Raw genomic sequence first — 14,076 nt, 5'->3', positions numbered from 1 at the left:
GTCGAACCTCAGCTGCAGTAGCGCTTGCCGCTCCTGCGGGAGCGCAGGTCGAAGTGAAAATGGTTCCAGTGTTCCGCATTGCTGCCGGGACCCAGCACGGTGTTGAAATATTTGCAGCTGTCGTTGCGCACCGCCTTCAGGAGGCCGCCTTCGCGCATCGAGAACAGGCCCTTCTTGCGCACGTCGATCTCGTGGCCGTCCTTCAGCACGATCTGGCCGATATCGATGGCGTTGCCCTTTGCATGCTCGGACATCGGGTTGTTGCGCTGATTGCTGTTGTTCATCCGACGGCAGGAATAGCCGCCCATCGGCACGATCTTCTGGATGCCGGTGAGATAGCGGTAACGGGCGGAAGGGGCGAGTTCGTTCTTCACCCACTTGGCAAAGGCGAGCGTCGTCTGGCAGTTCAGAGTGACGGCCGGCTTGACGTCGATATTGCCGGACAGGCCGGAGAGCTTTACCGGATAAGGCACCCTGCAGCTCGGGCCTGCGTCGATGGGCGGCCGGTCGTCGAATTCGACGCCGAGGCTCTTCAGTTCCGCGCGGCAGCTCACTTCCGACCGCGGCATCACATCGCGCTGCCAGGGCATGTCGCGCTGGCTCATCGGGCCGCTGTCGTTCATCGGATTGTCGGGCCGCAGCATCGCCACCTGCTGGTTGCCGGCAGGCGCCCTGCTTGGCGGGATGACGCGCGACCCATCGCTCCACGTCATCTCGTTGTTCGTGAGGTCGCCCTGCAGGCCGGCGCCCTGGCGTTTCGGCGGCACGAGCACGCGGTCGTCGTTCATGGACTGGGGCATCTGCTGCGAGATCGGCTGGCGGCGTGGCTGCAGCGCACGCGGATTGTCGGTGCCGATGCCGTCGACGACGGGCTGGTCGCCGACACCTTCGGCGATATCGGAATCCTGCTCTTCGGCAAGTCCCGTCACGTCGCTCTCGTCGGGACCGAAACCGAGCTCGGCGTCGATGTTGACGCCCTCTTCCGGAATGGTCATCGGTCCGGCATTGCGGGTCGCGTTGCGGCCTCCGGTGGACGCCTGCTGCTGCATCGCCTCGTCGCTGTCGATCATCGGCAGGCGGCCCTGGCGGGCGCCGGATGGCTGCTGCGACATGGGTGCATTCAAGGGGGCATTCTGGGGCGCGGACTGCACCTGAGCCGGTGCCCGCAGGTAATGGCTGCCGTCATTGGCGCTAGAACCCGGATATGCCGAATTGGGGTAACCGGTGCCGGCGAGGTTTGGCGTGTTCGCGTAGTCGACACCGCTTGCCTGCGAAACCGGCGCGGGGCTCGTCGGATAGGCCTGCTGGGAAACCCGTTCGCCCGGGATATCGCGCATCGGCTGGATCGCCCCGACCCGGCCATTGTCGATCGGCGCGGGCGGAACGAGATCCCCGGCGGAACAGGCAGCCAGCATTGTCGGGATGATCAGCGAGCCGATCACCCGCCGAGAAAGGGGAGCATACGCCATACCAGTTGCCACTCTTCCGGTGCCGAAATGACACACGCATGGAGTTTAGGCAAAGTCGGTAAATGAACCTTTGAGAAATCAAGGCTCTTTCGTGACCTTTCGATGCAATTTGCGATCGTTTCAGGACGCTCGCCTTCCCGTGGCCGCCATTATGGCGACCCATTTCGCGCCATCGAAATTCCCGGCATTGACCTCGCCCACCAAAGTCGCCCGTACCGGCCGGATACCGGCGAAATGCAGGATGCCTACTTTCAGCGCCTTCAGGCTGTGGCAGCCGTAGACGATCCTGTAATACCAGGCGGGCATGCCCATGGTGATCACCACCCGCGCCGACTTGCCGCTCAGAAGGCCGCTGTCGAACGGACCCCGCGACGTATCGTAGGCAAAGCCCGGCCGCGCCACCTGTTCCAGGAACGCCTTGACCAGCGCCGGCATGGACCCGAGCCAGAGCGGATAAACGAAGACGAGATGATCCGCCCGTCTTATCTTCACCTGCGCGTCGTGGATCGGCGGGCTGAGCGGCCCCTGTTGCTGTTCCTTCTGCGAGGTCAGGAACGGCACGCCGATGCGGGCGAGTTCGATGCGCTCGACCGAATGCCCGCCGGCCTCGGCTCCCCTGGCATAGGCGTCGGCCAGCGCATGACAGAGATGCGGCTCCGAGGCGTCCGGGTGTCCTTGGATGATCACGATCCTCGTCATCATATTCTCCGTTGAAGGTGCCCCAGCGTTAGGGGCAACGGAGGTCCGCGTATTTGACCCCGGTCAATGCGGCCGGCATCAAAAGGCCGCCGGGCTTGTCGCGCCGGCGGCCTTTGTTTCTCAGCGTGATCAGTGCGGATCAGGCGGCGCGGGCGCGCGACACATGACCGGAGGTCGCCCCACGTCCGCCATCAGCAAGCCTGAAGGCCGAAAGAAGGCCCTGCAGGTGCAGGCTCTGCTCGGCAAGCGTCTGGCTCGCGGCGGTGGTTTCCTCGACCATCGCCGCGTTCTGCTGGGTCATCTGGTCCATGTGGTTGACGGAGGAATTGATCTCCTGAAGCCCGGTCGCCTGTTCGCGGGCGGCCGTCGCAATCGTGTCCACATGGGCGTTGACCCGCTCGACCAGGGTGGCGATCTCGACCAGCGCATCCCCGGTGGAGCGCACCAGCGCCACGCCGCCTTCCACCTCGCGGGCGGAATTGCTGATCAGCGTCTTGATCTCCTTGGCGGCATTGGCGGAGCGCTGCGCGAGTTCGCGCACTTCCTGCGCCACGACCGCAAAACCGCGTCCCGCCTCGCCTGCCCGCGCCGCCTCGACGCCGGCATTCAGCGCGAGCAGGTTGGTCTGGAAGGCGATTTCGTCGATCACCGAGATAATCTGGTTGATGCGGTTGGAGCTCTCCTCGATCCGGCCCATGGCGTCGATCGCATTGCGGACGATCTCGCCCGAACGGCCGGCGCTGTCCTTGGTCTCGCTGACCATGGTGCGCGCCTCGACCGCGCGTTCCGAGGCGGTGCGGACGGTTGCGGTGATCTCGTCGAGCGCTGCTGCGGTCTCTTCGAGCGCCGCTGCCTGCTGTTCGGTGCGCTTGGACAGGTGGCCCGTCGCTCCGGAAATATCCGAGGCGCTGTCGCGTACGACAAGGCTGGTCTCGGAAATCGCCGCGATCGCCTGATGCAGCGAACTGACCGCGGCATTGAAGTCGTGGCGGAGTTTCGCATAGTCCTCGCCGATATCGGAGAGCGCCACGGAAAGATCGCCCCCGGCCAGCGCCTCGAGCGCCCGGCCGAGCTCGCTGATCGCGCGTCCCTGGCGTTCGGCGGCGGCCGTCATCGTGCGCTCGTTGTCGGAGCGCTCGCTGGCGATCATGCGGGCCTGTTCGGCCTCGCGCGCCTGCAACTGGGCGCGTTCGTCGACCGAATCGCGCAGCACGGAGAGCGCCCGGGCCATTTCGCCGATCTCGTTGTTCTGTTCGGTGCACGGCACGGTGACACGAGCCTCGCCCGATGCGATCGACTGCAGAGCCTGCTTGATCTTGCCGATCGGGCCGGTCACCGTCTTGACCACGAAGGTGGCGCCGGCGATCAGCACCAGCGCGCCGATGCCGAACATCGAGGCGAAGTTGATCGCATCGCGCCGGAACATGGCGTGCAGGTCGTCGACATAGACGCCGGTGCCGACGATCCAGCCCCAGGGGGCGAAACCGGCGACGTGCGAATATTTCTCGACCGGCTGCTCGGCGCCGGGTTTCGGCCAGTAGTAATCTACGAAGCCCTTGCCGGTCGCGCTTGCCTTGACGGCGTTGACGAACTCGACGAACAGGAACTTGCCGTTCGGATCCTTGTCGTTCGACAGGTCCTTGCCGTTCAGCTCCGCCTTGATCGGATGCATGATCATCCGCGGCAGCATGTCGTTGATCCAGAAATAGCCGCTGCCTTCGCCGTAACGCATCACCGAGATGACGGCCTTGGCCTCGCTCTGGGCCTGCTCGCGGGTCATGGCACCGGAAGCCTCCAGAGCCTGGTATTTCTTGAGCACGGTCAGCGCCACATCGTTCATCTGGGCAAGGCCCGCCTTCCGTTCCCGTTCCGACGAGGCGTAGCTCTGGAACAGGCTGAAGGTCATGGCGCCGCCGAGAATGACGAGCGACAGGAGCACGAGACTATAAAGGCGCCAGGAAATGGCGAGACGTTGCATGGGACCCCCCTTATGTGCAATTCGCCTTAAATTCTAATGGTCGTTGGTTACCAGGTGGTGAAGCCCTCAAAAATCGCGGTCAACGCGCATTAGTTCAGTCTAAATTATTGATCTTGAAGAGTTTTTTATCGGAGTTCCCTTCCTCCTCGCGTCCGGTTAGTCTCGCGGCGGGAGGAGTCGCCCTGCAAACCGCTTCGAAAGAGAGATGACGATGACCGAAAAGGCCAAACCGACCGGCGAACTGACGCTCCGCACCCTGGCAATGCCGGCGGATGCCAACGCGGCCGGCGATATTTTCGGCGGCTGGGTGATGGCGCAGATGGACTTGGCGAGCGGCATCCGCGCCGCCGAACGCGCCCGCGGCCGCGTGGTCACCGCGGCGGTCAAGGAAATGGCGTTCGAACTGCCGGTCAAGATCGGCGACACGCTGAACATCTACACGGAAATCACCCGCGTCGGCCGCTCGTCGATCACCCTTATGGTGGAAGCCTGGGCGCAGCGGGCACGCCACCGGATGATCGAGAAAGTCACCGCAGGGACCTTCATCATGGTGGCCCTCGACGAGGAGGGCCGCCCGGTTCCGGTGCCGGCCGAGGAATAAAGCGAGGAACAGCGATGGACGCCGCCGCAACCGCCGCCGAAACCTTCACGCATATCCGCGTGGTCATGGGGATGGTGGTGAGCCTCAGCTTGGCGCGGCTGCTGAACGGCCTCGCCGGCATCGTCCAACATCCGCGCGCCGCCCGCATCTACCCCGTCCATCTCGGCTGGGTGGCGTTCCTGTTCCTGTTCCTGGTGCACTTCTGGTGGTGGGAATACCGGCTGCACGCCCTGCCGGTCATCGGTTTTGCGGCCTATCTCTTCCTGATCGCCTTTTGCGCGCTGTTCTTCTTCCTCTGCGCCCTGCTCTTTCCGACCTCGATGCAGGATTACGACAGCTACGAACATTATTTCCTGTCGCGGCGGAGCTGGTTCTTCGGTTTCCTGGCGGCAATGCTCGTCACCGACATCATCGATACGGCGCTGAAGGGATGGCATTATTTCCTGTCGCTCGGCTACGAATATCCTGTCCGCACCGCGGTCTATATCGTGCTCGGCATCATCGCCGCGATCACCGCCGACCGGCGCTACCACGCGGCATTCGTCATCTTCGCGCTCACCTACCAGTTCTATTGGATCTTTCGCGTCTACGACATCCTGACATAGGCACCGGGTAAAATGACATCGATACCCACTCTCGAAACCGAGCGCCTGATCCTGCGTCCCCAGAGGATGGAGGATTGGCCCGAGTTTGCCGGACTGATGTTTTCCCCACGCGCCGCCTTCATGGGAGGTCCGTTTTCAGAGGATGCAGCCTGGGGCCTGTTCTGCAGCGACATCGGTCAATGGACGCTGATGGGACACGGCGCATTGATGATCGAGGAACGCGAGACCGGCCTGTGTCTCGGACAGGTAGGCATCAATCACGGCCCACTGTTTCCCGAACACGAACTGGGCTGGTTCGTTTACCCGGGGGCCGAGGGAAAAGGCTACGCATATGAAGCCGCCGTCGCATTGCGGAACTGGGCCTTCACGACGCGCGGCCTCGAGACCCTGGTGAGCTATATCCACCCCGACAACATCCGGTTCCGCAAACTCGCCGAGCGGATGGGGTCCAGCCTGGATTCCACGGCGCCGCGCCGAGATCCGGTCGATCTGGTATTCCGGCACCCTCATCCGTGAAATGCCGGCCGTACCTCGGCCCGCCTAACCCCTCAGATAGGCCGAGGACGTATCGAAACTCAGGCCGGGAAAGACCTTGGCGGTGAGAGTGTCGGGCTCGATGCCGAACTGCCTGTAGAGCATGGCGGCGGCGACCTCGCGCACGTCGCCGGTCGGCACCAGGTCGCGGCGGTCGAGCAGCTTGTCTTCGGAGAGGCCCGGCCATTTGCCCAAAACCTTGCCGCCCGGGATCGCTCCGCCGGCGAGCACCGCAAGCCCGCCGGTTCCGTGGTCGGTGCCGTTGGTGCCGTTTTCCCGTGCCGTGCGGCCGAATTCGGTCATCGCCACTACGACGGTCTTCTTCCAGGCGTCTTCGCCGAGCGCCGCCTTCAGCGTCAGGATCGCGGTCGAGAGATCGCCGACGGCTTTCCTGAACTGCCCCTGCTGGCCCACATGGGTGTCCCAGCCGTTGATCGAGAAGCTGGCGATCCGGTAGTCCTCGCGCAGCATGCCGCCGGCAAGGCGCGCCATGTCGGCAATACCCGCGCCACGCTTGCTGTCGGCGTAAAGGGAGTCCGCCGATATATCGGTCTTCTTCGCCTCCTCCATAGCTTTCGCAAAAGCCGGATCACCGGCATAGAGGCGGTCGAGAAAGGCGATCTCGTCTTCGGCAAGCGCGAAGTTACTCTGGGACGACCAGGAATCCGCCTCGTTCGGACCGCTGAGGATCAGTTCCATCGAGGTATTGATGTCGATCGCCTTGCGGGCGTTCGAGCGCGGGATGACCGCGAGCGTGCGGTTCAGCCAGCCGGTGCGCTCGCCCTTGCCGTTGCCGCCGGTCTCCAGCATATCCTGGCCATCGAAATGGCTGCGCTGGTCCCGGTAGGGCGTCGAGACCGCGTGCACGAAGGAGAGTTCGCCCGCCTGCCACAACGGCATCAGCGCGGAGGCCGCCGGATTGAGCCCGAAGAAACCGTCGAGATCGATGAGGCCGGTATCGGGCCTCAAGCCCAGCTTCGGCCTCAGCGCCGCATAGGCAGGATCGCCGTATGGCTGGACGAAATCGAGCCCGTCCATGGCGCCGCGCAGGATGATCGTCACGAACCGGTTGTCGCCGGGCATCGCAGCAAAACTGACAGGCGTCAGGATGGAGGCCCCCGCCGCGCAGCATGCACCGGCCAGGAAACCGCGACGGGACAACGGAAAGCCGTGTTGAAAGCTCATTTCCTATCTCCTGTTGAATTCAGGGGACGCCAGCACCATCGTGATGCCGTGAACCTTGTTGGGCGCCTGCGCGATGATTCTGCTGGTCTCGGGATGGGCGGCATCGGCAAGTGCCGCCTGAAGGAAGACGGAAGGCTCCATCTTCTGCCCGAAGAGACGCGCGACCATTCGCGACCATGAAATCCGCTCGCTCAGCTGGCTCGGGGTCAGCCATACGCCGGCTTCGTCCGCAAAACCTGCGGGGCTCGGCGGCTGCCAGATCGGCTGGCCCATCCGCTGCAGGGCGCCGAGCGTCAGGGCATTGGCGCGCCCCGCCTTCTTCTTGGTGTCTTCCCTCGCCGCCATGCCGGTCAGGTCCATGGCCTTCTGGACCGGGCTCTCGTCTTCGTCGCCGTCGTCCATGTCGCGCAGCAGATTGCCGAAATTCCTCTCCGGCAGATCGAGCGCGCGGAAACCGGAAACCACAAATTCGAACGGCTGCTTGATCTTCCGGCCGGGATCCGACCAGGCACGCGGATGGGCGAGCATGGCGCGATAAACCTCAGTCAGATTGCCCCGGCTCTTCGTCCAGGCGGCGACCATCGCCGCGACCATTTCCGGGGGTGCATCGTCGGCTACGAAATGCCGGACGAGCTTGCCGCAGATATGCTGCGCGGTCTTCGGGTTGGCAGCCAGGTCTTCGAGCATCAGCACGTGGTCCTGGCCATCGCCCTCGTCGTCCCGATAGGTCCGGCCGAGCAGGTTGACAGGTCCCGCCTCGGCGAACCGCGGCTGATAGACGACCTGCATGGCGCGATTGTCGACGGAAAGTCCCGTCAGGATCAGCGCTGAGGCACGCACGTCCTCCTGGGTATAGCCGCTGCCGGCGCCCAGGGTGTGGAGTTCGAGCAGCTCGCGGCCGAGGTTTTCATTGAGCCCGCGGCCGTTCTTGCGGGCGGCAACGGAGTCAGGCCCGACGCTCTGGTCCTGGTCGAGATAGATCAGCATGGCCGGATGCAGGATGGCGGCGGACAGCAGCTTGGTGAAGGAACCGCCGAGATTGGGGCGGATCGCCTGCGCTTCATAGAGCGGCACGATCATCCGCATCGGCAGCGACTTCATCACGCTGGTCGAGAAATGGTCGACCCAGAAACTTGCAAGGCGCTCATAGAAGCCGAGCGGCGAATGGATCGCCTGGGCAAGCCGCGCCATCGCATCCTGCCTGTAGATGCGCCGCGCCTCGCTCTGGGTTGCCTTGCGGACGTCTTCGTTCGGATTGCCGGCCTTGCGGGCTTTCGCCTCGGCGGCAAGGAGCGAAACGACACGGGTTGCCGTGTCTAGCCGGCCGGCTATACCCTCGCGCGGAAAACGGGGCTTTTCGGAAGCCCCTTCCTCGATCTGCCCCAGCAGCGCCTCGACATCACGGGGCGGTTCTTCGCCGGGACGAAAACCATAACCGTATCGGATGGCGGCCAGGGTCGGGGTGGGAAGAGCCATTGAATCACTCCTCGTTGGACCCCCTCAGAGTCCCGAAAAAATGTGGTGGAAACCAACAGGAATTGCGGCCATTTCGTGACATGGACAATTTGTAATTCGTGACCGCCCCGGAAGTTCCAGCGACGCGCGAAAAATCCGATTTATTGCAGGATCTGACCCGGCCTCAGAACAACTCGCAGGCATTCGCTCAATATTGAGGCGCAGACGGCGGACGATTACCTATTCATTTAGGATAAACAGCTCGGCTTGAGAGAGATCTCCCGAAAGCAAGACTTTCTTATCGCCGCCGTTCGATAGTGTCGGCGTTGATCATGAACTCCAGCCCAAGCAGATCGATGGAAGCCGAACTCAGAACAGGTCAAATCGACCCGGCCCTCGCACTGGACGTGAAGCGAGCACAGGCTTCGACCATGCTCGAGCGCCTGACCTCGACGCTCGCCACCAATGCCGCGATATCCGCTTCGGCGCTTTTCGTCACCACGATTGACCGTGGCCTGACCCTTTCGGCCGGCCTCTGGTTCGCGGCGGTGATCGCAAGCCTGCTCCTGCGCGTCGCCCTGGCCTCGATCCTGACGCGTTGGGAAACCGTGGAACACGCTCCGCAGCAGGCGCTGGATGTGCTGACCTTCGGAGCGCTCGTCAGCGGCCTCGCCTGGGCGGCTCTTCCGCTGACAGTGCCCAATTTCCATGCGCTCGGCGGAGATAGCGGCCTCTATCTGATCATGTGCGGCATGGCGACCGGGGCGGTCCTGATGGGTGTCGGACACAACCCGGTCTCCCTCGCCTTCGCCATACCGCCCAACATCTCGGTGATGGCTTCGCTTGCCGTCAGCGGCGGCGCCGGCGGTTGGCTCCTCACCATCGATGTCGTGGCGCTGACGATGGTACTGATCCGCAGCAGCCGCACCAGCGAGGCGACCTTCGTCGGCAACGTGCTCGGCAAACTGAAGGCGACGGCGCTTGCCGATTCCCTCTCCAGTGCCAATTCGAACATCCTGCGCGCCAACTACCGGCTGGAAGTGCTGGCCAATTGCGATCCGCTGACCGGGCTTGCCAACCGTGCCGCCTTCAATGCCGCCCTCGATACGGGGATTTCCGCTGCCCGCGCCGCGGAGGAGCAACTGGCCCTCCTCATCCTCGATCTCGACCGTTTCAAGACGGTCAACGATACGCTCGGCCACAGCGCCGGCGACGCCCTGCTCGTCGAGGTCAGCGACCGATTGCGCTCGGCGGTCGACGGCAGGGGCACCATCGCCCGGCTCGGCGGCGACGAGTTCGCGATCATTCTCGGCGGCGCCGACGCGGGAAAACTCGCGCGCGAGCTGGCGGCAGGCATCCTCGACCGCAGCCGGCAGCCGGTGATGCTCGAGGGCCAGCCGACAGTGGTCGGCACCTCGATTGGGGTTGCGTTTTTTCCGCTGCATGCGGATACCGCCGAAGACCTGTTCATCAGCGCCGACATGGCGCTCTACCGGGCCAAGGACGGCGGCCGGCGCCAGTGGCGGGAATTCGAGCCCGCCTTCCGCTCCCAGGCCGACCGCCAGAACCAGATCGAACACGAACTCGCCGACGCGCTGGATGCCGGCGACGTCGAAGCCTGGTTCCAGCCGCAGGTCGATCTCGCCTCCCAGGAGATCACCGGTTTCGAGGCGCTGGTGCGCTGGCACCATCCCTATCTCGGACCGATCGCGCCGCCGGAAATTGTCGCCGCGGCCCAGGCGGCCAACCTTGCCGACCGGCTGACCGCGACCATCGCCGAAGCCGCTTGCGGCCTGCTGACCCGCCTGCCCGCGCTTGGCCTGCCGCGGGCAACCGTCGCGATCAACGTCTCGCCGCGCGAGTTCGACCTCTATTCGGTCACCGACGTGCTCGACCGCATCACCACCGCCCACCGCATCGATCCGGCGCTGTTCGAGATCGAGATCACCGAGGAGGCGATCCTCGACACGCTGGTTGCCGGCGAGCAGCTGAAGCGCATCGAGCGATCCGGCTACAAGCTCGCCGTCGACGATTTCGGCGCCGGCCATTCCTCGCTCGCCTATCTGGTGGCGCTCAAGGTCGACCGGCTGAAGCTCGATCGTCGCTTCATCACCAACGTCCATCTCAGCCGCCAGAACCAGGAGATCGTCGGCGCCATGGCCGGCCTCGGGCGGGCATTGTCGATGGAAGTGGTGGTCGAAGGCGTCGAGAGCGAGGAAGAGGCAAACGCCCTCAAAGCGCTCGGCTGCCAGTTCGCCCAGGGCTATTTCTTCGGCCGCCCGATGCCGGCCGAACGCATCCCCGGCTGGATCGAATGCCGCCGCGCCGTCACCCAGCGCCAGGTGGCGTAACCGCCTGCGCCCCCAAAATCCGTTTCCCTTTTGTACTCGTTTTGTGACCTGCCCCTCTTCACTTTCGCGACGAGTCTCTCCATATTCGCGGCATGGCCAGATCACCGAAAAAATCGCCCGCCTCGAACCCGAAAAATCACAACGGTTTCGAGGAGGCCCCGCAATCGTCGTTCGAAGGCGCGCCTCTGCAAGGCAGCGTATCCGACTGGGTGAAGCAGCTCGAGGCGGAGGCGGAAGCGTCCGGCGTCGAGACGCAGCGCGAGATCGCCTCCAAGGCCGGCAAGCACCGCAAGAGAATAGAGATCGCGGCGCGTGAGGAAGCCATCAAGGCCGCCAAGTCGGCCCCGACCACCGCCAAGAACACCACCGCCTCGAAGACCGCCCGCGGCGTGTCGATCGGCGCCTCGTCGGATCCGAAGACGCGCGCCCGCGCCGGGCTCAACCCGGTCGCCGGCATGGATACGTCGCTGGAGGACGCCGAGAACCTCGCCTCCGGCGCGGTCACCGCCACGGTCGAAGCGCTGTCGGCGCTGATCGAGAGCGGCAACCCGCTGTTCAAGGACGGCAAGCTGTGGACGCCGCACCGCCCCGCCCGGCCGGAAAAGTCCGAGGGCGGCGTCACCATCCGGATGTCGTCGGACTACGAGCCCGCCGGCGACCAGCCGACCGCCATCCGCGACCTGGTGGCGGGCATCAACGACAACGAGCGCTCCCAGGTCCTGCTCGGCGTCACCGGCTCCGGCAAGACGTTCACCATGGCCAAGGTGATCGAGGCGACCCAGCGCCCGGCGGTGATCCTCGCGCCCAACAAGACGCTGGCGGCGCAGCTCTATTCCGAGTTCAAGAACTTCTTCCCGGACAATGCGGTCGAATATTTCGTCTCCTATTACGACTATTACCAGCCGGAAGCCTATGTGCCGCGCTCCGACACGTTCATCGAGAAGGAATCCTCGATCAACGAACAGATCGACCGGATGCGCCACTCCGCCACCCGTTCGCTCTTGGAGCGCGACGACTGCATCATCGTCGCCTCGGTCTCCTGCATCTACGGTATCGGCTCGGTCGAGACCTATACGGCGATGACCTTCCAGATGTCAGTCGGCGACCGATTGGATCAACGTCAATTGTTGGCCGACCTCGTCGCCCAGCAATACAAGCGCCAGGACATCAATTTCGTGCGCGGATCGTTTCGCGTGCGCGGCGACACGATCGAAATCTTCCCGGCCCACCTGGAGGATGCCGCCTGGCGCATCTCGATGTTCGGCGACGAGATCGACGCGATCACCGAGTTCGACCCGCTGACCGGCCATAAGGTGGGCGACCTGAAATCGGTAAAGATCTACGCCAATTCGCACTATGTCACCCCGCGCCCGACGCTGAACGGCGCCATCAAGGCGATCAAGGACGAGCTGAAGCTGCGCCTCGCCGAGCTCGAAAAGGGCGGCCGCCTGCTCGAGGCGCAGCGGCTGGAACAGCGCACCCGCTACGATATCGAGATGCTGGAAGCGACCGGCTCCTGCGCCGGCATCGAGAACTATTCGCGTTACCTCACCGGCCGCAATCCCGGCGAGCCGCCGCCGACCCTGTTCGAATACATCCCCGACAACGCCCTGCTGTTCATCGACGAAAGCCATGTCTCGGTCAGCCAGATCGGCGGCATGTACCGGGGCGACTTCCGCCGCAAGGCGACGCTCGCCGAATACGGTTTCCGCCTGCCGTCCTGCATGGACAACCGGCCGCTGCGCTTCGAGGAATGGGATGCGATGCGCCCGCTCACCGTCGCCGTCTCGGCCACGCCCGGCAACTGGGAAATGGAACAGTCCGGCGGCGTGTTCGCCGAACAGGTCATCCGCCCCACGGGCCTGATCGACCCGCCGGTGGAAGTCCGTTCCGCCCGCTCCCAGGTCGACGACGTGCTCGGCGAAATCCGCGAGACCGCCGCCAAGGGGTACCGGACGCTGTGTACGGTACTCACCAAGCGCATGGCCGAAGATTTGACCGAATACCTGCATGAACAGGGTGTTCGCGTGCGCTACATGCATTCGGACATCGACACGCTGGAGCGCATCGAGATCATCCGCGATCTTCGCCTGGGTGCTTTCGACGTGCTGGTCGGCATCAACCTGCTGCGCGAGGGCCTCGACATTCCCGAATGCGGTTTCGTCGCCATTCTCGACGCCGACAAGGAAGGATTCTTGCGCTCGGAGACGTCGCTCATCCAGACCATCGGGCGAGCCGCGCGTAACGTCGACGGCAAGGTCATCCTCTATGCCGACAAGATCACCGGCTCGATGCAGCGCGCCATGGACGAAACCGCCCGCCGCCGCGAAAAGCAGATGGAATTCAACACCGCCAACGGCATCACGCCGGAATCGGTGAAGGCCAGGATCTCCGACATCCTCGACTCGGTCTACGAACGCGACCACGTCCGCGCCGACATTTCCGGCGTCTCCGGCAAGGGTTTTGCCGATGGCGGCCACCTGGTCGGCAACAACCTGCAGGCCCATCTCAACGCGCTCGAAAAATCGATGCGCGACGCCGCCGCCGACCTCGACTTCGAAAAGGCCGCCCGCCTGCGCGACGAAATCAAACGCCTCAAGGCCGCCGAACTCGCCGTCATGGACGACCCGATCGCGAGAGACGAAGCCCGCGCCGTCGAAGGCGGCAGCGGCAAGGGCGGAAACGGCAAGGGTGGAAACGGCAAAGGTGGCGCAAGAGCCAACCGCGGGCCGATCTCCCCCCTTGAGGCGGGGTCCGAAGGACGGGTCGAGACCCGTGGCTCGACCCAAACCGACAGGACAGAGGGGGGTGCTTCCACACCCTCGACCTCCCTCTTCGCCAAACCCAAGCTCGACGACATGGGCCGCGACATCGCCGAACCCGCCAAGCCATCGCTGTTCCGCAAGAACGACCTCGACGAAATGACCGTCGGCCGCACCGAAAAACCGGTCACCGGCAAGCTTCCGCCGAAACCGTCATCCTCAACCTCTCCACCGTCATCGGCAACCTCAACGCCGTCATCCTCGGGCTTGACCCGAGGACCCACCGACGACCCCCGCCCCCTCGTGCGCGGCAAGGTCGGTGCGGGAAGTTATGAGGATGCGGGCGAGCAAAAGCGGAAGAGCCGGACGAAGGGGAAAACGGGGCGGCCGGGGCGGTGAGAGGCTGGCTTCAGTTTCTCCCGTAGAGCGCACTAAAA

Annotated in this window: 10 protein-coding genes; 5 read left to right on the top strand and 5 right to left on the bottom strand. The window is 64.2% G+C overall.

What is annotated here, in order from left to right; translation table 11 throughout:
* Nucleotides 1–8 precede the first annotated feature (8 nt).
* From C5L10_RS12380 to C5L10_RS12370, 3 genes are all read right to left on the bottom strand, one after another.
* Nucleotides 9–1,469, bottom strand: coding sequence for an extensin family protein (locus tag C5L10_RS12380; protein WP_105429898.1), 1,461 nt, complete (start codon nt 1,467–1,469; stop codon nt 9–11).
* 120 nt (nt 1,470–1,589) lie between these two features.
* Entirely contained in the window at nt 1,590–2,168 is a 579-nt protein-coding gene (locus tag C5L10_RS12375; RefSeq protein WP_105429897.1) for an NAD(P)H-dependent oxidoreductase, read from the bottom strand.
* Nucleotides 2,169–2,307: 139 nt separating this feature from the next.
* Nucleotides 2,308–4,146, bottom strand: a complete 1,839-nt coding sequence (locus tag C5L10_RS12370) for a methyl-accepting chemotaxis protein (protein WP_105429896.1) — start codon at nt 4,144–4,146, stop codon at nt 2,308–2,310.
* A gap of 211 nt (nt 4,147–4,357) precedes the next feature.
* Here C5L10_RS12370 and C5L10_RS12365 point away from each other — a divergent pair, with 211 nt between their 5' ends.
* The 3 genes from C5L10_RS12365 to C5L10_RS12355 are packed head-to-tail and all read left to right on the top strand — an operon-like array spanning nt 4,358 to nt 5,868.
* Nucleotides 4,358–4,747 (top strand): acyl-CoA thioesterase, encoded by a 390-nt coding sequence (locus C5L10_RS12365; protein ID WP_046637759.1) that lies wholly within the window; start codon nt 4,358–4,360, stop codon nt 4,745–4,747.
* A gap of 14 nt (nt 4,748–4,761) precedes the next feature.
* Entirely contained in the window at nt 4,762–5,352 is a 591-nt protein-coding gene (locus C5L10_RS12360) for a hypothetical protein (protein WP_105429895.1), read from the top strand.
* Between the two features lie 12 nt (nt 5,353–5,364).
* Complete coding sequence (locus tag C5L10_RS12355; RefSeq protein WP_105429894.1) at nt 5,365–5,868, top strand: GNAT family N-acetyltransferase; 504 nt, start codon at nt 5,365–5,367, stop codon at nt 5,866–5,868.
* A 24-nt stretch (nt 5,869–5,892) separates the two neighbouring features.
* On the opposite strand, the gene C5L10_RS12350 is transcribed toward C5L10_RS12355, so the two are convergent.
* Both C5L10_RS12350 and C5L10_RS12345 read right to left on the bottom strand, forming a co-directional pair.
* Complete coding sequence (locus tag C5L10_RS12350) at nt 5,893–7,071, bottom strand: DUF1501 domain-containing protein (RefSeq protein ID WP_105429893.1); 1,179 nt, start codon at nt 7,069–7,071, stop codon at nt 5,893–5,895.
* A gap of 3 nt (nt 7,072–7,074) precedes the next feature.
* Nucleotides 7,075–8,547 carry a DUF1800 family protein gene (locus C5L10_RS12345; protein WP_105429892.1) on the bottom strand — a complete coding sequence of 491 codons (1,473 nt, stop codon included), beginning with the start codon at nt 8,545–8,547 and terminating at the stop codon, nt 7,075–7,077.
* 311 nt (nt 8,548–8,858) lie between these two features.
* On the opposite strand from C5L10_RS12345, the gene C5L10_RS12340 reads away from it, so the two are divergent.
* Both C5L10_RS12340 and uvrB read left to right on the top strand, forming a co-directional pair.
* Nucleotides 8,859–10,877, top strand: coding sequence for a bifunctional diguanylate cyclase/phosphodiesterase (locus C5L10_RS12340; RefSeq protein WP_172717004.1), 2,019 nt, complete (start codon nt 8,859–8,861; stop codon nt 10,875–10,877).
* A 92-nt stretch (nt 10,878–10,969) separates the two neighbouring features.
* Nucleotides 10,970–14,038 carry an excinuclease ABC subunit UvrB gene (uvrB, locus tag C5L10_RS12335; protein ID WP_105429890.1) on the top strand — a complete coding sequence of 1,023 codons (3,069 nt, stop codon included), beginning with the start codon at nt 10,970–10,972 and terminating at the stop codon, nt 14,036–14,038.
* The last annotated feature ends 38 nt before the right edge of the window (nt 14,039–14,076 follow it).

Source organism: Neorhizobium sp. T6_25 (assembly GCF_002968555.1).
In the GTDB taxonomy this organism is placed as follows: domain Bacteria; phylum Pseudomonadota; class Alphaproteobacteria; order Rhizobiales; family Rhizobiaceae; genus Neorhizobium.
This window is presented reverse-complemented; position numbering and strand designations above follow the sequence as displayed.

What these genes read in the sequence shown, in the direction of transcription:
- C5L10_RS12350 (WP_105429893.1), bottom strand. Translation starts at nt 7,071, where the DNA reads ATGAGCTTTCAACACGGCTTTCCGTTGTCCCGTCGCGGTTTCCTGGCC.
- C5L10_RS12375 (WP_105429897.1), bottom strand. Translation starts at nt 2,168, where the DNA reads ATGACGAGGATCGTGATCATCCAAGGACACCCGGACGCCTCGGAGCCG.
- C5L10_RS12355 (WP_105429894.1), top strand. Translation starts at nt 5,365, where the DNA reads ATGACATCGATACCCACTCTCGAAACCGAGCGCCTGATCCTGCGTCCC.
- C5L10_RS12380 (WP_105429898.1), bottom strand. Translation starts at nt 1,469, where the DNA reads ATGGCGTATGCTCCCCTTTCTCGGCGGGTGATCGGCTCGCTGATCATC.
- C5L10_RS12345 (WP_105429892.1), bottom strand. Translation starts at nt 8,547, where the DNA reads ATGGCTCTTCCCACCCCGACCCTGGCCGCCATCCGATACGGTTATGGT.
- C5L10_RS12365 (WP_046637759.1), top strand. Translation starts at nt 4,358, where the DNA reads ATGACCGAAAAGGCCAAACCGACCGGCGAACTGACGCTCCGCACCCTG.
- C5L10_RS12340 (WP_172717004.1), top strand. Translation starts at nt 8,859, where the DNA reads ATGAACTCCAGCCCAAGCAGATCGATGGAAGCCGAACTCAGAACAGGT.
- C5L10_RS12370 (WP_105429896.1), bottom strand. Translation starts at nt 4,146, where the DNA reads ATGCAACGTCTCGCCATTTCCTGGCGCCTTTATAGTCTCGTGCTCCTG.
- uvrB (WP_105429890.1), top strand. Translation starts at nt 10,970, where the DNA reads ATGGCCAGATCACCGAAAAAATCGCCCGCCTCGAACCCGAAAAATCAC.
- C5L10_RS12360 (WP_105429895.1), top strand. Translation starts at nt 4,762, where the DNA reads ATGGACGCCGCCGCAACCGCCGCCGAAACCTTCACGCATATCCGCGTG.